The 20,601-nt window shown below is 44.7% G+C and carries 16 protein-coding genes; 15 read left to right on the forward strand and 1 reads right to left on the reverse strand.

The window, feature by feature from the left end; all coding sequences use genetic code 11:
- Positions 1–3 precede the first annotated feature (3 nt).
- The 13 genes from AB6805_RS23445 (at position 4) to AB6805_RS23505 (ending at position 17,887) form a co-directional block, all read left to right on the forward strand.
- A complete protein-coding gene (locus AB6805_RS23445) occupies positions 4–4,140 on the forward strand; it encodes a condensation domain-containing protein (RefSeq protein WP_370912161.1) in 4,137 nt (1,378 codons plus the stop codon).
- A complete protein-coding gene (locus tag AB6805_RS23450; RefSeq protein ID WP_370911885.1) occupies positions 4,137–7,235 on the forward strand; it encodes a cyclic peptide export ABC transporter in 3,099 nt (1,032 codons plus the stop codon). The genes AB6805_RS23445 and AB6805_RS23450 overlap by 4 nt, the downstream gene beginning before the upstream one ends.
- A gap of 36 nt (positions 7,236–7,271) precedes the next feature.
- A complete protein-coding gene (locus AB6805_RS23455; protein WP_370911886.1) occupies positions 7,272–8,801 on the forward strand; it encodes a serine hydrolase in 1,530 nt (509 codons plus the stop codon).
- A gap of 22 nt (positions 8,802–8,823) precedes the next feature.
- On the forward strand, positions 8,824–9,024 hold the full coding sequence (locus AB6805_RS23460) for a hypothetical protein (RefSeq protein WP_370911887.1): 201 nt from the start codon (positions 8,824–8,826) through the stop codon (positions 9,022–9,024).
- Positions 9,017–9,970, forward strand: a complete 954-nt coding sequence (locus AB6805_RS23465; RefSeq protein WP_370911888.1) for a glycosyltransferase family 9 protein — start codon at positions 9,017–9,019, stop codon at positions 9,968–9,970. Before AB6805_RS23460 ends, AB6805_RS23465 begins: the two co-directional genes overlap by 8 nt.
- A 17-nt stretch (positions 9,971–9,987) precedes the next feature.
- Positions 9,988–10,779: an aspartate/glutamate racemase family protein gene (locus AB6805_RS23470; protein WP_370911889.1), complete on the forward strand. Its 792-nt coding sequence runs from the start codon at positions 9,988–9,990 to the stop codon at positions 10,777–10,779.
- A 111-nt stretch (positions 10,780–10,890) separates the two neighbouring features.
- The gene (locus AB6805_RS23475; RefSeq protein WP_370911890.1) at positions 10,891–11,226 is read left to right on the forward strand and encodes a DUF6249 domain-containing protein; all 336 of its coding nucleotides are present in this window, start codon (positions 10,891–10,893) and stop codon (positions 11,224–11,226) included.
- 31 nt (positions 11,227–11,257) lie between these two features.
- On the forward strand, positions 11,258–13,702 hold the full coding sequence (locus tag AB6805_RS23480; RefSeq protein ID WP_370911891.1) for an outer membrane beta-barrel protein: 2,445 nt from the start codon (positions 11,258–11,260) through the stop codon (positions 13,700–13,702).
- 50 nt (positions 13,703–13,752) lie between these two features.
- On the forward strand, positions 13,753–14,307 hold the full coding sequence (locus AB6805_RS23485; protein WP_370911892.1) for an RNA polymerase sigma factor: 555 nt from the start codon (positions 13,753–13,755) through the stop codon (positions 14,305–14,307).
- Positions 14,304–14,732: a hypothetical protein gene (locus AB6805_RS23490; protein WP_370911893.1), complete on the forward strand. Its 429-nt coding sequence runs from the start codon at positions 14,304–14,306 to the stop codon at positions 14,730–14,732. The genes AB6805_RS23485 and AB6805_RS23490 overlap by 4 nt, the downstream gene beginning before the upstream one ends.
- 207 nt (positions 14,733–14,939) lie before the next feature.
- On the forward strand, positions 14,940–15,452 hold the full coding sequence (locus tag AB6805_RS23495; RefSeq protein ID WP_370911894.1) for a UpxY family transcription antiterminator: 513 nt from the start codon (positions 14,940–14,942) through the stop codon (positions 15,450–15,452).
- Positions 15,453–15,483: 31 nt separating this feature from the next.
- Complete coding sequence (gene ggpS, locus AB6805_RS23500; RefSeq protein ID WP_370911895.1) at positions 15,484–16,995, forward strand: glucosylglycerol-phosphate synthase; 1,512 nt, start codon at positions 15,484–15,486, stop codon at positions 16,993–16,995.
- A 10-nt stretch (positions 16,996–17,005) separates the two neighbouring features.
- Positions 17,006–17,887, forward strand: a complete 882-nt coding sequence (locus AB6805_RS23505) for a glycosyltransferase (protein WP_370911896.1) — start codon at positions 17,006–17,008, stop codon at positions 17,885–17,887.
- Here AB6805_RS23505 and AB6805_RS23510 read toward each other — a convergent pair.
- Positions 17,884–19,224, reverse strand: a complete 1,341-nt coding sequence (locus AB6805_RS23510) for a condensation domain-containing protein (RefSeq protein ID WP_370911897.1) — start codon at positions 19,222–19,224, stop codon at positions 17,884–17,886. The genes AB6805_RS23505 and AB6805_RS23510 overlap by 4 nt on opposite strands.
- Positions 19,225–19,294: 70 nt before the next feature.
- On the opposite strand from AB6805_RS23510, the gene AB6805_RS23515 reads away from it, so the two are divergent.
- Both AB6805_RS23515 and AB6805_RS23520 read left to right on the forward strand, forming a co-directional pair.
- Positions 19,295–19,867, forward strand: a complete 573-nt coding sequence (locus tag AB6805_RS23515) for a M15 family metallopeptidase (RefSeq protein WP_370911898.1) — start codon at positions 19,295–19,297, stop codon at positions 19,865–19,867.
- Between the two features lie 23 nt (positions 19,868–19,890).
- The gene (locus tag AB6805_RS23520) at positions 19,891–20,595 is read left to right on the forward strand and encodes a thioesterase II family protein (protein ID WP_370911899.1); all 705 of its coding nucleotides are present in this window, start codon (positions 19,891–19,893) and stop codon (positions 20,593–20,595) included.
- The last annotated feature ends 6 nt before the right edge of the window (positions 20,596–20,601 follow it).

Consider the following 20,601-nt stretch of genomic DNA (forward strand, 5'->3'; position numbering starts at 1 on the left):
CAATTGACTGTAACGGGTCTGTCTTTACGCTATGTTATTTTCGGGGGAGAAGCACTGAGCCCTGGGAAATTGCATTCATGGCGGGAGCTGTATCCTGCTGTTAAGCTGATTAATATGTACGGGATTACGGAAACGACGGTGCATGTTACCTACAAAGAGATCACAGAAAAAGAGATCGGTAGTAATATCAGCAACATTGGCAAACCTATCCCTACTTTATCAGTTTACCTGCTGGATGAGCATCAGCGGCTGGTTCCGGCTGGTATCACCGGTGAATTATACGTAGGGGGATCTGGTGTTTCCAGGGGTTACCTGGGCAACGAAGTCTTAACATCTGCAAAATTTGTACAGGATCCGTATAAAATGGGAGGCCGGCTTTACCGCACCGGCGATCTTGGGCGTTTGCTGCCCGGAGGTGAAATTGAATACCTTGGCAGGAAAGACCACCAGGTACAGTTACGGGGTTTTCGTATAGAGCTGGGGGAAATAGCGCATGCCTTATCAGGTAACAGCCGTATTGGTGAAGTGGTGGTGGAAGCCCGTGAAAAAGAAGACGACAAATACCTGGTGGCCTATTATACTGCTGATCAGGAGATCAGGGTGTCAGAGCTGCGTACTTACCTGTTAGGGAAAATACCGGACTACATGGTCCCTTCTTATTTTATCTACCTGGATCACTTCCCGCTAACCTCAAACGGAAAACTGGACAGGGCAGCGCTTCCGGAGCCTCATGTATCCGCTACGGATGAGTATATACCACCATCCGGAATAGTAGAAACGAAACTGGTGGAAATATGGGCTGATATATTGAAGCTGGATAAAGATGCCATCAGCGTAAATTCCAGCTTCTTCGACCTGGGAGGACATTCGCTGAGGGCAACTGTACTGGTGAACAAAATATTGAGCGAGCTGGGAACAGAGGTGCCACTCAAAGAAATTTTTGAAAGACGCGTGATTGCCAGCCTGGCGGAGTATATCCGGCAGGTGGGGGCAATGCAGGTGTCCCGTGTGCCCAAAGCAACCCCTAAGCCTTATTATAGCCTCTCACCGGCACAAAAAGCGATATACTATTTCTCAGAATACGACAAACAGACCCTCGCTTACAACATGCCCAGGGTAGTGGTGATGGAAGGAAACCTGGATAAAGACAAGTTGAAACAGGTAATGGAGCAACTGGTAGCCCGGCATGAGGCATTCCGTACTTCTTTCCAGGTGATAGGGGAAGAGGTGGTGCAGCAGATTGCAGATAGTGCCGCGCTTACCCTAACACATTATGTGGCAGCAGAGGAAGATGTTAAACAGCTGGTGCAGCAGGTCATCGCACGTTTCGACCTTTCCCGCGCACCGTTGTTAAGAGTAGCATTAATTGAAGTGCAACCGGAAAAGCATGTACTGGTAGTGGATACCCATCACCTGGTAATGGATGGTACGTCCTGGGGAATATTTATCAGGGAATTCAAGACATTGTTTAATAATGGCATACTCGCGCCGTTAACCCTACAGTATAAGGATTATGTAGAATGGCTGGATACAGAGGAGAGAAGGGCCGAAATGGACAAGCAGAATGATTTCTGGTACCAGGAGCTTTCCAGGGACATGCCGCAATTAGATTTGCCGGTTGACTTTGAACGGCCGGAACAAAAGAACAATCATGCAGGAAACGTCAACTTCAGAATTGAAGAGGAACATACCGGTCATCTCAAGGCAATTGCCGATAAAGAAGGCGCTACTTTGTTCATTGTACTGCTTTCCGTTTATAATATTTTGCTTGAAAAAATTACTAACCAGGAAGATATCATGATCGGTATCCCCGCATCGGGAAGGGATCATAGTGATCTGCAGCACATGTTGGGCATGTTTGTTAAAATATTGCCCTTTAGAAATTTTCCGGCAGAACAACTAAGCTTCCGGCAGTTCATGAATGAGGTGAAGGAAAGGACATTCGCTTTCCTGGAGAATCAATCCTATGAATATCACCGGTTATTGGACAGATTAAAGATCAGGCGGGCAAGAGCGCACAGCGCATTGTATGATGTCATGTTCGTATTTCAGAATTTTGAAGAAACCAGGTTTGTCATTCCTGATTTAAAAATATCCTCCTACAAAGCCAGCCATCTTGTAGCTGAATTTGATATGTCTTTAACTGCGTTTGAAAATAATGGGGAAATAAGACTGGCTATTGGTTACCAGGATAGCCTGTTCAAACCGGAAACTATCTTGAAATTTGCCGCTTACTTCAGAAAAATAGTAGCAGCGGTGGTAGCAGATCCTGACATTAAAATTGCCGATATTGATGTAGTCAGCGAAGACGAACGGAAAGCCCTGTTGGGTCGTTTCCCCGGAAATGGGAATAGTGTGCCAACAGAAACGATTCTCTCCCGGTTCGAAAAATCCGTTAGCCGTTTCCAGGAAAAAACCGCTATAAGATACAAGGATGTTTCCTGGAGTTATGCGGATGTAGACCGCATCTCCAGTCAGATCGCATATCACCTTAAAGAAAATACAGGTGTCGGGAAATCGATGCTGGTTGGTGTAATGATGGAGCGGGATGAATACCTGGTTCCCACTATATTAGGCATTCTCAAAACCGGTGCAGCCTTTGTTCCATTGGATCCCGCTTATCCTCCCGGTATTTCCGGTACGCTTATCAGCAAGGCGGGGATTGGGGTTTTAATAACGGGGAATACCACCTTCGATGTTTCAGCTATAAATGTAAAGGTTCTTAACATACAGCAGGAGTGGAACTCCATATTGGAATGCAGGGAACTTCCACCGGCTTCCGGTGTAACCGCCGATGATCTGGCATACGTCATGTATAGCCTGGAGTCTTTATCAAATCCTGTCGGATTCATGTTCAGTCACCAGGCACTCTTCAGCGCCCTGGCAGGAATGCAGGACACATACCCTGTACAGGAAACGGGCGGCTACTTATTAAGAACGAATACCAGTCTGCAATCTTCCCTGCAGGAGATATTCAATTGGTGTTTATCAGGAGGATGCTTGTCCATTCTTCCTCCGGAAAACGAAAGCGAAATAGATAAGATCATCAGCTGGATAGAGGTTTATGGCATCACACACATACATTTTGAAGCGCCGGTATTCAATGTGTTTACTGACGTGCTAACACGCCGGGGACGGGAGAAAATTAAATCCCTTCAGCATATCTTTCTCACCGGTATGGGCGCGTGGGCAGATCCTGTCCGCAAATTCAGCCAGCTGAATACGGGCATCCTGCTGGAAGACATGTTTGGCGTACCGGAGTATGCAATTTTTGCCTGTGGACGTACGCTTCCTGCACCTGGCGCCACAAATACCAGGATACTATACCAGGCTTTACCGGGAGCTGTTTTATACACCGTTGACAGGAACAACAAATTACAGGCAGATGGTTTATATGGCAGTTTGTGTATAGGTGGTACCGGCCTGGCCAGTGATTATCTGACGGAAGAAGAACTGTGCCACCAGCTATATTTTCCACTTCCGGAACTGGAAGTTAGTGTAATCAAAACTCCCTGGCAGGCAAGATACTTAGCGGAGAAAGGAATTGAATTTTCAGCAAGGGAAGCCGGGCCGCTGATGCTGAGCGGGCACCGGGCAGACTTATCAGAAATTGAAGCTGTGATCATGCGGCATGGAGAGGTAACCAATACTGTAGTCATTATTCCCGGGAATCAGCAACCTGGCAAGCGGCTGCTGGCATTGGTGGAACTGCCTGATAAGTCGGCCACTGTTGGAAAGATTAAAAAGTATTTGAGAAGTCAGCTACCCAGGCATCTGATGCCTACCGACGTCATAAAATTTGGACACCTGCCATTGACAGCGGCAGGAACAGTGGACCGGGATGCCATTCCTGCATTGCTGGAAAGATCGGCCATTGTGATAGACGAAGCCGCTCAGCCACAAACAGCTGTGGAAAAACAGATTGCACTGATATGGAAGGAATTGATGGGACTGGAACAGGTGACACTAAATGATACATTTTTTGGTTTGGGCGGACACTCGTTGTTACTGGTGACCAATAACGAAAGAATGAAGAAACAATTTAATGTGGATCTCCCTTTCAGTATATATTTTAACTGTACCCTGAAACAGATTGCCGAAAAAGTTAGCCAAACCTCACCGCACAAAGTAGCAGAATGAGCAAATTCATCGCATCTTTTATCGTGACAGCCTTAAAACCTATACCGGTTTTTGTTTTTTTACTGGTATACTCCGGCCACCTTTGTTTTGCCGGCCCCGTGGCTGACACTATTCCATTACATGCGGTAGACTCCATTGTGAGTAAGCTGATGAAAGACGGCAGCATTCCTGGACTCAGTGTTGCTATTATCTCGGGGAATACAACCGTTTTCAGGAACTACGGGTTTGCTGATTTGGATAAAAAAACACCGGTCACCCCCGCCACATTATTCCAGATAGGTTCATGCAGCAAGGCTTTCACTGCATTGGCTGCACTTAAGCTGCAACGGTCCGGATTGCTCGACCTGGATGCTAATGTCAGGGACTACCTGCCCTGGTTTAATGTGAGTTACAACGGGAGGCCGGCGCAAATAAAAATCAGGCATTTATTGCATCATACGAGTGGATTACCCTGGAAAACAATTTCACTTATTCCGGAAAGTGACAGCAGCAACGCCCTGGAAAGGACCATACGGAATCTTTCCGGCGTCAAACTGGCGAATAAGCCGGGTCTGTACTTCGAGTACGCCACGGTGAACTATGATATACTGGCTTACATTATTGCGCTGCGCAGCGGAGGTTCCTTTGAGGACTATCTGCAGAAAAATGTATTGGATTCCCTCGGTCTTACCCAAACTACTATTGGTGCGCCGAAAGACAGCACCTTCATGTCTGCCGGTTATAAGATTGGCTTCTTTAAACCCCGGAGATATGATGCACCTGTGTACAGGGGAAATAATGCGGCGGGATACATCATATCCGATATACGGGATATGGCGAAATGGCTGAAGCTGCAAATGGGGCTGCAACCTTCAAATCTTTATCCGCTGATAGCAAAAACACATGAGGGGGACGTGACTGTGCCCATACATGATATGTCTTCCTATGGAATGGGCTGGCAGGTTTCATTGATGGGGGATGGGGCTGTTTATCACGGGGGACTGAACCCTAACTATACTTCTTACGCTGCATTTGATCCTGGGGAAAGAACCGGTGTAGTAGTGATGGCCAATTCAAACAGTGGCGCTACGCGTATTATTGGCGCCTCACTGCTGGACCTGGTGTCAAAAGAAATAAGAGACAGGGAATTTACGGTTGCAGATGGTAATGATAAAGCTTATAGCATTGTATGTGCGGCACTGTGTATCTACCTGCTGGTGTTGCTGGGCTTCACGGGAATGGTGATATATCAGATATTCACCGGCACAAGGCGCCTGGAGGGAGGGAACATCAACACTGTGGGACGGATAGGACTTTCAATTGTGCTGGCATTGCCATTTTTATATGGATTTTATATGTTACCGCACGCCCTGTTAGGGATGAGCTGGCAGCCCGTTATTGTCTGGAGCCCGGTTAGTTTTGTGGCAATGGTAGGTCTTGCGTTATTATCGCTGGTGACAACCTACCTGGCATACTTTATCACATTGCTGTTTCCGCAACAGAACAAGTACAAACGGGTGATTCCCAAAATATTGCTGGTAAGCATCGTGTCCGGAATGTCTAACATGGTATTGATACTTTTGATTGTATCTGCCATTAACAGTAAGGTAGAATTACAGTACCTGGTGTTTTATTTCCTGTTAACTGTTGCTGTGCATATGTTCGGGAGGAAGTTTGTGCAATCCAGTTTAATTGAGCTCTCCAAGGGTATCGGATTTGAACTGCGGATTAAAGTCTTTGAGAAAATATTTTCTACCTCTTACCAGAAATTTGAAAACATGGACAGGGGAAGGGTATACACCTCTGTAAATGATGATGTGGACACCATCGGCAATTCTTCCAATATGGCCATTACGCTGGTGACCAGTGTATTCACTGCTGTGGTCGCCTTCCTGTACCTGGCTACCATGGTTTTCTGGGCAACGCTCATGACATTGATACTCATTATTGCGTTGGCGACGCTCTATTATTTTGTCAGCAAAAGCACCAATAAATATTATGAAGAAGCCCGTGATACCAGGAATATTTTTATGCGACTGACCAATGGCATGATCGACGGGTTTAAAGAGATCTCCCTGCAACGGAAAAAGAAGCTGGAGTACTATAAGGACATTACAGATGCAGCGGATAGCTATCGCCAGAAAATATCATTCGCAGCCATGCGTTTCCTCTATGCCTCTTTGCTGGGAGAGTCCATGCTGATACTTTTGCTGGGTACGGTGGCATTTATTATCCCACGTTTGTTTACAGATACTAAGTCAGGTACCATCATGAATTTTGTGATCGTACTTTTATATCTTATCGGACCGGTAAACAGGTTACTGACTGCAGCACCTTCTATATTACAGTTGAGGATTGCCTGGAACAGGATCCAGCAATTTTTGTCCGAAATACCGTCCAATCTCGACTTACATGAACTTTGTCCTCCTTTGGAGCCCGAAGTGATGAGCATAAAGGCACAGGGTTTGAAGTTTGCCTATAACAGCCAGGAGGGTTTCCAGGTAGGAGCCATTGATCTTGAAGTGAAGAGCGGGGAAATACTCTTTATCATTGGGGGAAACGGCAGTGGTAAATCCACATTGGCTAAACTGCTCACGGGTTTATATGAGCCCTCTGAAGGAACGATCACTATTAATGAAAAAGAGCTTAAAAGCTGCGACCTGAGCGAATACTATTCTGCAGTATTTTCCCCGTTGTACATCTTTGGAAAACTGTACAATATTGACACTGTCAGTAAGAAAAATGAGATTGAAAAATATCTTCGTGTGCTGAACCTCGAAAATATCGTCGGTATCCTGGATAACAAATACACCACTATTAACCTGTCTGGCGGGCAGCGAAAGCGATTGGCGCTGTTGCAATGCTACCTGGAAGATGCCCCCATCTACCTCTTTGATGAGTGGGCAGCGGATCAGGACCCTGCATACCGTAATTTTTTCTACAGAACACTACTGCCACAAATGAGGGAAGCGGGAAAGATCGTTATAGCCATTACTCATGATGACCATTATTTCGATGTGGCGGATAAGATCCTGAAAATGGAACATGGCAAGCTGGAAATTTATAATGACGAACGTTCCTTTACATCTCTCACGATGAAAATAGAGAAATTCTAAACGGCCCCAGGTAATCATTCATCTTATTATTTTTTTATGAGAATATTTGATTTTTCAGCGGCATATGCCCGGAAGGTTTTGAATGCAACGGTGGTATCAATGTTATTGCTCACCGCTTGTTTTCAGTTTAGCCTGGGTCAATCACCGAAATACTTTAAAACCGATGGCAGAAAGGTAAATATCAATGCATTTAATGCTGAAGTAAGCCACATGATGGAAGAGGTGGGGATTCCTGGTGTATCCCTGGCCGTTATAGAGAATAATAAGGTTGCTTTTTACCATACCTATGGTTACAAGCAGTCGGGGCAGCCGGAAACTGTAGATGATGAAACTCTTTTTGAGGCCTGTTCACTGTCGAAAAATTTCATGTTGTTCATGGTATACCAGTTGGTGGATCAGCATAAGCTTGACCTGGATAAGCCGATGTACCAGTACCTGGAGTACGAGCGGCTTAAACATGATGCGCGGTATCGCCTGATAACTCCCCGGATGATCCTGGGTCATTGCTCCGGCATTGAGAACTGGAAATCCGATTTTAACCCCGATACCCTCGATATTGTTTCCAACCCGGGTGAGAAATTTATTTACTCCGGGGAAGGGTTTCATTACCTCGCCCGGGTAATTGAAACCATACTCAAAGAGCCTTACCAGGATATTGAAAAAAGGATGGTTTTATCCCGGTTGGAGCTGGAAAGGACCTTTACCAGTTTTAAAGATAGTGTTCCGGGTAATTATTCAAATGGACATGATGTGCTGGAGAGAAAAATTCCCAAATGGAAAAATAAGTCGGTTTTTCCGGCCGGGGGCGTTAACACTACTGCCCTGGACTACGCCCATTTGCTGATAGGCATGTTCAATGGTAAATATTTATCACGGGATCGCATAAACGATATCCTGCACAAAACGACCAGCCTGGATGATTATTTTCCTCCCAACCACTACTTCGGAGGAGGGTATGAAGTTATTTATACGCCAAAAGATACCATCATCGCACACGGAGGTAGCAATCCTGGTTATAAATGCCAGGTTTTCTATTCTGTTGTTCATAAACGGGGAATAATATTTATGACCAACTCTGACCGGGGTAAGCTTATTTCGCAGCGACTCGTGGATATGTCTGTCCGGCTGGATATCAAATCGGAGTTTGCCAAACAATACTATGAGCAGTATCCCAGTAATGCCATTACATTGCTGAAAAAGTACAGGCAGGCAGGAGGAGATGCAATGATAGCTGATGCAGGAAGATTGAAGAGCGAACAAAAGCTGGGTGTTAATACGTTGAATGAGCTTGGACATATTTTTATAGGAATAGATACTGCTATAGCCCGGAAATTACTAACGGAAAATACCATCCTGTACCCGGATGCATCCAGGGCTTTCTACCTGCTGGGCACACTGGATATGAAACAGAAAGATTTTAACGCGGCCTACCAGGATTTTCTCAGAGCAAAAGCCCTCCATTCAGAAGAATTTACATTGGATTTTAATTTGAGAAAATGTGAGAAGGAGCTTCGGAAGCAGGCCGTTTATTCCGGCAGCAGCAGCGGAGCCGCTTCAAATGATTAATACACCGGCAATTTTATTTTCTATGAAGACCAGGACGTATGAAGAAATCACGGCGCGGGCTGATGAAGTGAAAACCCGTTTGGCGCTCATTAACCACGAGATAGAGAAGGAACTCTCCCGGCCGTTTCTCGACAGATGCCAGTTCCGGTCAAGGGTACTGGACCAGAATAAAAAGGTATGTACAGCAGCTTTAGAACAATTGAACTGGATTTTAAATGCGTGAAGAAATTATTGTAGTTACCTGGGGTGGTATCGGTGATCTGATGCTCTGTACCCCTGCTTTGAAAGCCCTCAAAGAGGAAAATCCCCACTCAAGGATCATTGTGTACTATCAGCACTTTCATCCGGGACATAAGCAGGTGTTACTGAACAATCCTCATATTGATTCATTGAGGGAATTGCATGTTACATCCATGTGGAGGCATCCCCGTCACTTGTTTGTATATCTTTTTAAAAGGAAAAAGTGGATCAAAGACAGAAAGTATTATCACATGTATCTGAACCATGTTCCGGCTACATGGATATACGAAAAGAATTATAAAGAAGTAGCGGCTGATGTTTTCGATGTGAAGCTGAGTGGGGATCGTAAGATACAGCTGTTTTTCACAGCAGCGGAGGAACAACAGGCCCGGGAGCGGATCAGGCATTTTAAAAACGTTGTTTTTATTCATACCTATTCCAAATGCTCCGTCAATCATTTATGGGATATTAAAAAATGGAACCGCCTTGTAAAAGAGTTACCGGAGCTGACGTTTATCCAGATTGGGATGCCAAATGAACCAACCGTGGAAGGAGCCATTGACTGGAGGAGTAAATTATCGCTTCGCGAAACACTTTGCCAGCTTAAATATGCCACTTCATTTGTAGGGGTGGAATCAAGCTTTGCGCATGCAACCAATGCTTTCAACCTGCCAGGTGTGGTATTGTTTGGAGATACCAGTCCCCAGCACTGGGGACATGAAAACAATATTAATATTTATAAAGGCGTGGCTTGTTCTCCCTGCTTTCATTATTTGTGGGGCCGGTCATGCCCGCTGGGTAATGATTGTATGAAGCTAATTGAAGTGGAAGAAGTAAAGGAAGCCCTGATCAGGCAGGTAAGTATCAGCAGTGCCGGTTTCCGGCAGGAAGCGCCGGCTGCCGAACTGATGGGGAAATTACATTTATAATATTTATTGCAACAGATATGAAGCCCGGACGAAACAAGGTAATTGGTATAGTAGGCGGAATGGGGCCTGAGGCAGGGCTTGCCCTTTTTAAGAGCATTCTGCTGATGACACCCGCAACGCTTGACCAGGAACATTTGCCGGTTATATTGATGTCATTTCCCGATGCTATCGGCGACAGGACCCAATACCTGGACGGATATATCTCAGTAAACCCTGCGTACAGTATTGTTAAGATGATCCGGAAACTGGAGGCTGCCGGCGCGGAGGTGGTGGGCCTGGCTTGCAATACAGTGTATTCGCCCGCCATATTTGATGTTATTGCCGGCAGGATACAACACCCCGACAGTCGTATTGCTTTGCTTAATATGCCTTTTGAAACCTGCCGGCATATTAAGGATAACCTGCTGGGCGTGCGGCGTATCGGGCTCATGACCACCAATGGTACTTACAGATCCGGTATTTATAAAACCGTCCTGGAAACAATGGGGTTTGAAGTGGTGATACCGGATGCCCGCTTTCAGAATGATATTATCCATAGAATGATTTATGATCCCCGCGATGGTATCAAAGCTTGTCCTGGTAATATAACACACCAGGTAAAGCAATGGAGCGGGCAGGCACTCAGTTATTTCAAACAGCAACAGGTGGATGCCATTATCCTTGGTTGCACGGATTTGTCCCTGGTATTTACAGAAAGCACGATAGATGAGATGATTATAGTCGATTCCACGGCATCTTTTGCCCGGGCTCTTATCAGGGAGGCATTGGCTGAAAACCCGTTTACAGGAGCCGGTAAACAGGAAATCTGACAGGAGCATTCCCCTGTACTTTTAACCACAAAAAAGAAATTTGTGAACGCTGCAACTTTTTAGGTTTTATGGGTGTCTACTGGGGAAAGATCATTTTATAAACGAACTGACATGCATCCTAAAACTTTGGTATTCCTTTTACCGGTAGCGCTTTTCATAACAATTGCGGTGGTGATAGTAGCTTATTTCAACTATAAGTTGAAAAAACATATTATAGATTCAGGTATAACAGATGCTGCCGCAGCAGAGCTTCTCGGGCAGCTGTCTGCTTCCCGCCGTGAGGCACTTAAATGGGCGCTGGTACTCTTTTTTGGAGGGCTGGGCCTGGTGGTGATCGGGTTCCTTTCTTTTGCTGATGCCGAATCCCCGGTGCCATATGGTATCGAGGCTATTTTCATTGCATTGGGTTTTGGGCTTTATTATTTCATCGTACAAAAGGACAGGTAATTTGTTCATCATCAGTTTTAAACCCAAGGCAATGAATAAATTAACCCGGAAAACCTGTTTGTTCTTTACTGTGTGTTGCTTGTTTGTGTTACCCGTATTTGGTCAGGCTCCCCTGAATGATTCAACAATTACTGGTGTTGTGGTTGATTCTGCTACAGGATCACCTCTTGCTTATATCACCATCGGATTAAAAAATGATACCGGTATTATTAAGGCTGCCGTGACGAAGGAAGACGGTTCTTTTATATTTTCTGATTTGAAACCGCTCAGTTATTCATTAACGGTAATGGCTATGGGTTTCCGTAAGCAAACGCTCCAGGTAAACCTGGCTGCGGCAAACGGACATGCCGGACTCGGCAAAATAAGTATTGTAAGAGCATCAAGTACCCTGAAAGAAGTAAAGGTGACCGGGGAGAAACCCATCATTACCCAGCAAATTGACGGCATTTCTTATGACTTGCAGGCCGATCCGGACAGTAAGGGTAGTAATGTGCTGGAGATGATGCGGAAAGTACCGCATATTTCGCTGGATGCCGATGATAATATCTTGCTGAATGGAGACGCAGGGTACAAAATACTGATCAACGGTAAACCTTCCAGTATGGCAGAAAGAAATCCGAAAGCCATTCTGCGATCCATGCCAGCCTCGACTATTCAAAGGATTGAAGTGATTACAACGCCTTCCTCAAAATATGACGGTGAAGGCTTTGCAGGAATCATTAATATCATTACCAACAAACGACCGGCGGATGGATACAAAGGCACCATCAACCTCAACGGGCGTACCCCGGTGGGTGGCCCCGGAATGGGCGGCTCCCTTTCCCTGAAAAGTGGAAAATGGGGCATATCAGCTTCCGGCGCCGCCAGTATTTATAATTCCCCGGAAACGGAAACTACGATAGACAGATCGGCGACCGGCGCCAAAAAAGACCATCTGCTTCAGAACGGAACACAGAAATCCAATAGCAGCAATGGTTATATTGGTGCGGAATTCAGTTATGAAGCGGACAGTCTTAACCTGGTATCGGTGCAGCTGAATATCAATGGCAACAAGGATAAGGATAATAATAAGCAACAATCCGTGCTGACGGCAAGTGATGGCTATCTGCAAGGGTACGATATAGCCGGGGAGGGAGAAACACATGGTAGTGGAAAAGATATTTCCCTGAATTATCAGCTTGGATTCAAAAGGAATAAAAAAGACCTGCTGACATTCTCTTATCGTTATTTTACATATGACTCGAGGCAGCAGACAGATGTATCAGTATTAGATACCATTAACTACCCGTTATCAGATTATAAACAATCGAACAGGCAAAGCGCCGCAGAGCAAACAGTGCAGGTGGATTACGTGTTCACTATAGGTAAAGTGGCTGTCGAGTCAGGAGTGAAAGCTATTTTCAGAAAGAACGAGGGGGATTTTCAAACAAGTATATTTGACCATTTAACAGGTGATTTTAACCAGGATACCAGCCTCGGAAACGTACTCCGCAACCGGCAGAATATACTGGCCGCTTACAACACATATGAGTATGGAATTAATGGCTGGTCATTTAAAGGAGGTGTGCGGATTGAACAAACTACTATTGATGCAGACTTTATTTCCAATGCCTCAAATGTTAAGCAGAATTACTTTAATGTGATGCCTGCAATTTCCATTGGCAAGAAGTTAAGTAGGAAAAGTATGATGACGCTGGGATTCAGGCAGCGGATAAAGCGCCCGGGTGTGAACCAGCTCAATCCTTTTATAGACCGTTCTAATCCTAATGTGGAACATACCGGTAATCCGGAGCTCAGCCCGGCGTTGCTCAACGGCGTTCAGCTGGGATACACTTATTCCGGTAAAGTGGTCATTGTAACAGGTGTGGACTATGCCTATTTTAATAAACTGGCGATACCGGTATCATTTTTTATTCCGGAAACAAATGTAGTGCGGACAAGATTTGAAAACGCCGGCAGCGGCAAGGGATTAAGCGGAAGCCTGAATATCAGCTATCCTGCAACGAAGCGATTGAGCTTAACCCTGAATAATAATTTCGTTTATATATGGACAAAAAGTGTTTCCAAAGGAGCCAATATTGATAATCAGGGTTTCATGTATACTATTGCCGGGTCAGCAGGGTATAAGTTTGATAAGGGATGGCGCGTAAGCAGTAATGTAAATGTGATCAGTCCGAAAGTAACCTTTCAGGGGACTTCTAATTCCGTTGTTACATCTTCATTTGGCTTAACAAAATCCCTGCTGAATGATAAACTGTCCCTGTCAGCCGCGCTCATCAACCCTTTTGGTAAATTCCGGAACGATATCAGAAGCACTTTTGGAAATGATTTTGAACAAAATATTACCAGACGGTTGTATTTCAGAGCAATTAGTTTTAACTTAAATTATAATTTCGGAAAACTCAGAGAAACGATCAGGAAGAATAAGCGTGGAATTAAGAATGATGATGTATCCAATGAAGACTTTAATCAATAATATCCATATGATGATACCCATACCCACCAACGCCGAATTCCAGAGAAATTATGGTTGATGAAAAAGAACTGATTCCTGTTATCTTAAAGGGTGATTTACATGCATTTGAGATACTGGTGAAGGAGTATCAGCGGCTTGTGTTTTTTATAGCAGGTAAAATAGTAACAAACAGGGAAGAAGTAGAAGATGTCTGCCAGGAAGTATTCATCAAGGTGTACCGTCATCTGGGTAGCTTTAAATTTCAGTCGAAACTGTCAACCTGGATAGCCCGCATTGCCTGGGTTACCGCTGTTAACCATAATAGAAAACAACGAAGGGAACACAGGCGAAAAATCACAGAAATAGAAACCATTGAGCAGGCCAGCGAAAACCCGGAAGAACTTTTAGATAGAAAAGATGTAGCAGCTTATCTGAATCAGCTAATAGATCAGATGCCGGAACAGTACCGGACAGTGATCGTATTATATCATCTGAACGAATTTTCTTATGAGGAAATTACGCAGATAACAGGAATGCCATTGGGAACGATAAAGAGTTATCTTTTCAGAGCGAGGAAGCTCTTGAAGGATAAATTAACGGGTAGTTTAAAAAAGGATATAGTATGAGCAATACAAACGATGAAAGTATCCAGAGAATGCTGGAAGAAAAGGGAGAGGGGGCCGGTGAACAGGCGCCTTACAATGATCCCCGATTCAGTGCAGATGTAAAACTGTACCAGTTATTATTTGATGAACTGAAAAAACTGCCTGAAGCTGATCCTCCACCGGATTTTGCCCGGAATGTTACCGCCGCATTAGCCGCATCCGGTAAGAAAGTGAAGGCTGGCCGGGAAGAACTTGTTATTGTAGTTTCCCTCTCCGTTATTGGCGTATTGCTGGCTGTAAGCATGATAGGATGGATAGGTATGGATACGATCCCATTGGCCTCCATTGCTACGCCCGGTATGCTGTTTATTGCTGTATTTGTATTGACCTGTTTTCTGATTATGCAATCGCTTGAGAACAAGCTGTTGAGAAAGAAGTACAGTTAAAAATCACGTATGTACTAAAAATTGTTGCCACGTAAAAGACCATTATTGAATAAACGCGATTTAGTAAGTAAAAGTACCGTTAGTTAATCCATCTGCTATATTTGATAACCCACCTATATTCCATCATCAAAAATGGGGATTGACTCAATTTGCCGGTAGCGTTATTCTTTGCCAGCATATTCATTTACACAGCTTAAAATACACCCTATGCGCGAATTAGCACTTCAGCAAACTGTATGCAGTTGGTATGTCGTTTACACATACCCACACTATGAGAAGCGAATTCTCAATCAATCCAAAAAGATAGGTATTCACTGTTTTCTGCCTACAAAAAAAGTTGTCAAGCAATGGAGCGACAGGAGAAAGATTGTCGATGAACCGCTTTTCCCGAATTACGTTTTTGTATATGTGGAAGAACAGGCAAGGTTCAGGTTGTTGGATATTACGGGGGTGTCACGTTACGTGGCCTTTGATGGAAAGCCTGTTGTTGTATCGGAAAAGGAGATAAACACCATTAAAAAACTAATGATTGAACCGGAGGTGACAGTTGAGCAGGAACTGCAAAGTGGCAATAAGGTGCTGATCACAGAAGGACCTTTCATTGGAATAGAAGGTGTTATTTTTCAGAAGAAAGGAAAAACAAGATTTGGGGTAAAAATTCCGGTGCTCAACCACTCCATTTCCGTGGAAATACCAGCCTCCTCATTCAGCAGGATCTGATAGCATGTAATACTCAAATTTTTTACCATTTATGAAGAGAAAAATAATAGTGCTGTATCATCGCCAGCCATATGAAGAGGTGATGGTTAATGGCAGCACCATTTACAGGCGGGATGCTGGTAAACCAAATGGTATTATTCCCCTGCTGAAGGGATTTTTTTCTGTAGTGCCTGATGGCATGTGGATTGCCGGAAGTGAATTCGCGGATAGCCCGTCCGTTCCGGTTTATGAAAGGATTGATATGCCGGAAGCAGCGGCGGCTTGTACGCTTAAACGGGTGCTTATTACAAAAGAAGAGCTTAATTGCTTCTATCATAAAACATCGAAGGAAGGATTTTGGCCCATACTGCATTCATTCCACGAAAACTTTGACTGCCAGAAGATCAACTGGGAAAATTTTGTAATGATCAACAAAAGGTTTGCTGAGGCTGCATTAGAAGAAGCAGATAGCAATACCACTGTCTGGATCCACGATTATAATTTGTGGCTTGCTCCATACTTTATAAGAAAGAAGGCGCCGGATGTGAAAATTGCTTTTTTTCTCCATACGCCTTTCCCCGGACCGGATATCTTCAATGTTATATCATGGAGGGAAAAAATCATAGAAAGCCTGTTATGTTGTAATCATATCGTTTTCTCTATCCCCAGGTACATCGAGAACTTTATAGCGGTAGCCAAATCAGTGACCAATATTTCGATTAAGCAACGTAAGAAGGTAACACCTTATTTTTCGCAATCCGGTAACGCCCTGAGCGAGCCTGTAGTAACATCGAAAGTGTTGTTTGATAACAGAACCGTTCAGCTGGATGCTATCCCGGTGGGTACGAGTTGTGCCCGTATTGACCAGCTACTTAAAAACCGGCGCATAAAAAGCAGCGTATCAGCTATCAGGAGCCAGTTCAAAGAGAGGATACTGATTTTCGCGGCTTCAAGAATGGATTATGTAAAAGGAATGGACAAACTGTTGGAGTGTTACAGCCGTTTGCTGGACAGGCGGCCGGAATTAGAAGGTAAAGTGGTGCTGTCTCTCGTAGCGGTGCAACCGGCCGCCGGCATAACCGCTTATGATCAGTTTCAGATAAAAATCAGGCAACAGGTGGCCCGGATTATCAGCGCTCATGGCGCCGCAGACTGGACCCCGGTTATTTATTCGGAAGCAGCCCTTTCTTTTGAGGAAATGGTGAGTTGGTTTTCCGCTACAGATATTATGTGGGTACCCTCGTTGCGGGATGGCACTAATCTCGTGTGCAAAGAATTCCTGGCGGTGAAAAAAGGTGGGAAAGGCGTACTCGTCTTGTCTGAGTTTGTTGGCGCTGCTGTTGAGCTTCATGAAGCAGTACTTACAAATCCTTACTCTTACAACAGCATGGATAATGCGATAGATCAGGCATTGGAGATGCCGGTACAGGATCAGGAAGCGAGGAATCGTAAACTTTACCTGAAAGTCAGGCATTCGGATGTGCAACGCTGGTCGAAACGCCTGATGGATCTTGGTGGAAAAAAATTGAATAATCACCCGTCTTTCGCTTTGAAAACAAGTTAAATATAGCATCATGAACAAAAAGGCGCCCAGCATCAGTATTATTATTCCAACGTACAACAGGGCATATCTGTTAGACTACACATTAATGAGTATCAATGCCCAGACACTGGATAAATCCCTGTTTGAAGTGATCGTAGTGGATGACGGGTCCTCCGATAACACCAGGGAGACTGTCGGTAAATACGAGGGCAATTTCCCATTGAAGTACCTGTTCCAGGAGGATGACGGCTACAGGGTGGCAACGGCCAGAAACCTGGGAATTGCCAATGCAGAAGGAGAGATCCTGTTGTTTATTGATTCCGGCATTGTACTGGATCCCGGCTGTATCAGTGCACACCTGGCGTCGCACGCAGACCAGAACGTAGTCGTGATCGGCTATGTGCTGGGTATTGAAGAAGTATATGATCCCGGTGAAACCCTTTTGAAAGAGATTGATCTGCTGAACCCAAGGGATACGATCAACAGGTTTATTGCCGGAGATAAATACCTGGATATCAGGGAATCCGTTTATGCTGCCTGTGGCGATGATATTATGACCCTGCAGGCGCCATGGGCTATGTTCTGGACTGGAAATTTGTCCGTGAGATCGGGTGAATTGCAACGAACCGGTGTGTTTGATACTGCTTATGATCAACGATGGGGCGTGGAGGACATCGATCTGGGCTACCGTATCTACAAGAATAATGTTCGCTTTGTACTGAACAGGAAAGCAGCTTCACTACATTGCCCGCACTTCAGTGACACAACGGAGAAACTGCGTCAGGAGCATCACAACAAGTTATATTTCCTCCAAAAACACAACATCCCGGAAGCGGAAGTGTTTATGTCGTGTACCGCAAGAGATCTCAATTTTGAACTGGAGCAACGCAGGGCAGGTATTCCCCAAACCTAATCCAGGTTATTTAAGAAGCTTTTAACATCGGTTTGACTATCGCCGGTCATCATCTCCAGTATCTCTTCAAATTGCGCTGCCAGGAGTTCAATAAGTGTCCGGTTAAAGAATTGAAGATGATAAGACCATTTCAGCACCACGGTATTCTTGTATTCAAACGCCTGGCAAACTAAAGGTGATTCTGCCCAGACATTGCTGCTAAAGGCGGGCTCTTTATAATTATACAGGGAATTATTCTGCATTTCCTTTGGCAGAAAGTTAAAGAACAGGAAGTTGCCTGTAGTGAGTTCAAGAGGATTTAGTTTTTCTGAACTGAATATAATATGAGAGGTTGCTTCCTGGTAACGGTGGCTTGTTTGGTTCATCAACGCTGAAATGCTTTCATCAGGATGGATGTCGGTAAAAATAAGCAGCTTACCCAATAAGTTGCCTATGATATTCGTGGTAATAGGTTCCTGCCGGCAGGCATGATGACATTGTATCAGTATTTGCCGGTTATTGGTCAGCTTTGCCCCCAGCAGGTTAATGGCAGTAAGCAGGATATTCAGCATGCTGGATTTTTCATTATAGCGAAGTTGCTGTAGTTGTTCGTAGAGATGTTCGCTGATAGCAGCAGTATATGCTTCTCCCGTGGGGTTTGCGATAAGGTCGGTGCCTGTCAGTCCCTTCCATGGAAAAGCCTGTTCGGCTGGCGGAGGTGACAGCAGGTTCCGGTGAATGATATCATAGTCTGAATGCCAGCTTTTTGTTTCCAGTTTTGATTCCCAGTACCTGATTACGTTGTCGTGATGTTCATTGTAGAACGCTGTTTTGGAAAGTATATAGGCTCCGAGCTGTTCAGATGGCATTTCATTATGTGTTACCTGGTTGTTGGCATGTTTGAGGTACAATTGCTGCAGGTCATTTTTGATGATGTTGACAGACCACTGGTCCGAAATAATATGATGGACGATAATGTGTAGCCTGTAAAGCCCGGCATCTTTTTTACAGGCTATTCCCCGGATCAGAGGTCCGTTTTCCAGGTCCTTCATTTCCCTGATAACCATTTCAGAAAGGGTGTGCAGAGAGGAAGGGGTATATTCATCCACATACATCAGTTCAAATTTGCCGGAAAGTTCTTCTACCTGTTGTATAACCTGGTTTTCAATTACCCGGAAGGTGGTGCGCAGACTTTCATGTTTTTGTATTAACGAAGAGAATGCGGATTTCAGTGTGCCGATATCGATGCCGGCCAGATCAGTTTCAATTCTCATGATGGTGGGTGGAACACCGGGCTTCAGGTTATAATTATATTTCCAGTCTTCCAGTTGCCTTGGGGATAGAGGGTATTGTTTCATGGTGTGTTGATTGAATCCTATGGGTCTGTTTTTTAAGTATGTAATAATCTCCGAAATCTAATAAAAAAATATGTCAAATAAATACCTGGAGCATCTTATTCCGGAATTCAAAGTGAAGGTTGAAGCATTGATCGGGAAATGCCTCGACAGAAACGTGATAATGCGCCCTTTCGAAGGTATCCGTAATCCCATTGTCCAGGCAAAATACTGGAGGCAGTCAAGATCTGAAGAGGAAGTCAGCAGCAGGTTGAAAGAACTGGAAAAGGAGGGAGCATACTTTCTCGCCAGCTGCATCGCTATGGTGGGACCACAAGCCGGAAGAAAGTTGACCAACGCAATACCGGGCTTGTCGTGGCACCAATGGGGAGAAGCCGTGGATTGTGTATGGATAGTAGATAACAAAGCGGTATGGGATGTTGACGGGCTGATTGACAATGTGAATGGTTACCATGTTTATGCAGAGGAAGCGAGGGCGCTGGGGTTGGAGGCCGGGTTGTTCTGGCCGCGGTTCGTTGATGCCGTTCATGTTCAGTTACGGACTGCTGCCAGTCCGCAGGAACTCTTTTCTCTTCAATACATAAATCAGTTTATGGAACAGTGTTATTCCAGGTTGGTGGATGATGTTAAACTAAAAGATCATTAATTATTTCATCGTATTTCAGTCATATGTCAGGAACGCAGTTATTTGTTATACACTTTGCCGGAGGAAGCTCCTATTCGTTCAAGCCCATCCTCTCTTTGCTGGAGGATATAGATATTATTCCGGTAGAATTGCCGGGTAGAGGTAAGCGGATGGCGGAACCCCTTCTGGTTGATTTTGAAGCCGCCGCCCTTGATCTTTTTAATAAGGTATTGGACAGTGTGGAGTATCCCGGTTTCCTGCTATATGGGCATAGTATGGGCGCTTCTCTTGCATTTAAAGTATGCAGTATGCTGGAAGAGGTTGGGGAGTCGCCCGGGCATCTTATTGTAAGCGGCAATGCCGGCCCGGGGATAAAAGCTCAGCAAACTAAAAGCCTGCTGGCGGATAAGGATTTTATAGAAGCGATCAGGAAGATGGGAGGCATACCGGCTGAGTTGCTCGATAACAGGGACTTCCTGCAATTTATATTACCCATTTTGAGAGCAGACTTCCATTTATCTGAAAATTGCCAGCTAAGCAGGATTCCACCTGTTAATACACCTATCTGGGCTATCATGGGGAACGAAGAGGAGAATGCCGGGAATATCACCAACTGGAAAGCGTTTACCAGGGCGGGGTTTAAGGATAGTATTTTGCCCGGTGGGCACTTCTTTATCGATCAGCATCCTGAGAAAATGGCGGAAATCATCACGGACTGTATTAAATCATCCTCTGCTATTTCAAAATAGAAGAGT

It is taken from the genome of Chitinophaga sp. RCC_12 (assembly GCF_041360695.1).
Lineage (GTDB): Bacteria > Bacteroidota > Bacteroidia > Chitinophagales > Chitinophagaceae > Chitinophaga.

Coding starts and splice junctions, on each gene's coding strand:
- AB6805_RS23450 (WP_370911885.1), top strand. CDS start 4,137: ATGAGCAAATTCATCGCATCTTTTATCGTGACAGCCTTAAAACCTATA.
- AB6805_RS23455 (WP_370911886.1), top strand. CDS start 7,272: ATGAGAATATTTGATTTTTCAGCGGCATATGCCCGGAAGGTTTTGAAT.
- AB6805_RS23460 (WP_370911887.1), top strand. CDS start 8,824: ATGAAGACCAGGACGTATGAAGAAATCACGGCGCGGGCTGATGAAGTG.
- AB6805_RS23465 (WP_370911888.1), top strand. CDS start 9,017: ATGCGTGAAGAAATTATTGTAGTTACCTGGGGTGGTATCGGTGATCTG.
- AB6805_RS23470 (WP_370911889.1), top strand. CDS start 9,988: ATGAAGCCCGGACGAAACAAGGTAATTGGTATAGTAGGCGGAATGGGG.
- AB6805_RS23475 (WP_370911890.1), top strand. CDS start 10,891: ATGCATCCTAAAACTTTGGTATTCCTTTTACCGGTAGCGCTTTTCATA.
- AB6805_RS23480 (WP_370911891.1), top strand. CDS start 11,258: ATGAATAAATTAACCCGGAAAACCTGTTTGTTCTTTACTGTGTGTTGC.
- AB6805_RS23485 (WP_370911892.1), top strand. CDS start 13,753: ATGGTTGATGAAAAAGAACTGATTCCTGTTATCTTAAAGGGTGATTTA.
- AB6805_RS23490 (WP_370911893.1), top strand. CDS start 14,304: ATGAGCAATACAAACGATGAAAGTATCCAGAGAATGCTGGAAGAAAAG.
- AB6805_RS23495 (WP_370911894.1), top strand. CDS start 14,940: ATGCGCGAATTAGCACTTCAGCAAACTGTATGCAGTTGGTATGTCGTT.
- ggpS (WP_370911895.1), top strand. CDS start 15,484: ATGAAGAGAAAAATAATAGTGCTGTATCATCGCCAGCCATATGAAGAG.
- AB6805_RS23505 (WP_370911896.1), top strand. CDS start 17,006: ATGAACAAAAAGGCGCCCAGCATCAGTATTATTATTCCAACGTACAAC.
- AB6805_RS23510 (WP_370911897.1), bottom strand. CDS start 19,224: ATGAAACAATACCCTCTATCCCCAAGGCAACTGGAAGACTGGAAATAT.
- AB6805_RS23515 (WP_370911898.1), top strand. CDS start 19,295: ATGTCAAATAAATACCTGGAGCATCTTATTCCGGAATTCAAAGTGAAG.
- AB6805_RS23520 (WP_370911899.1), top strand. CDS start 19,891: ATGTCAGGAACGCAGTTATTTGTTATACACTTTGCCGGAGGAAGCTCC.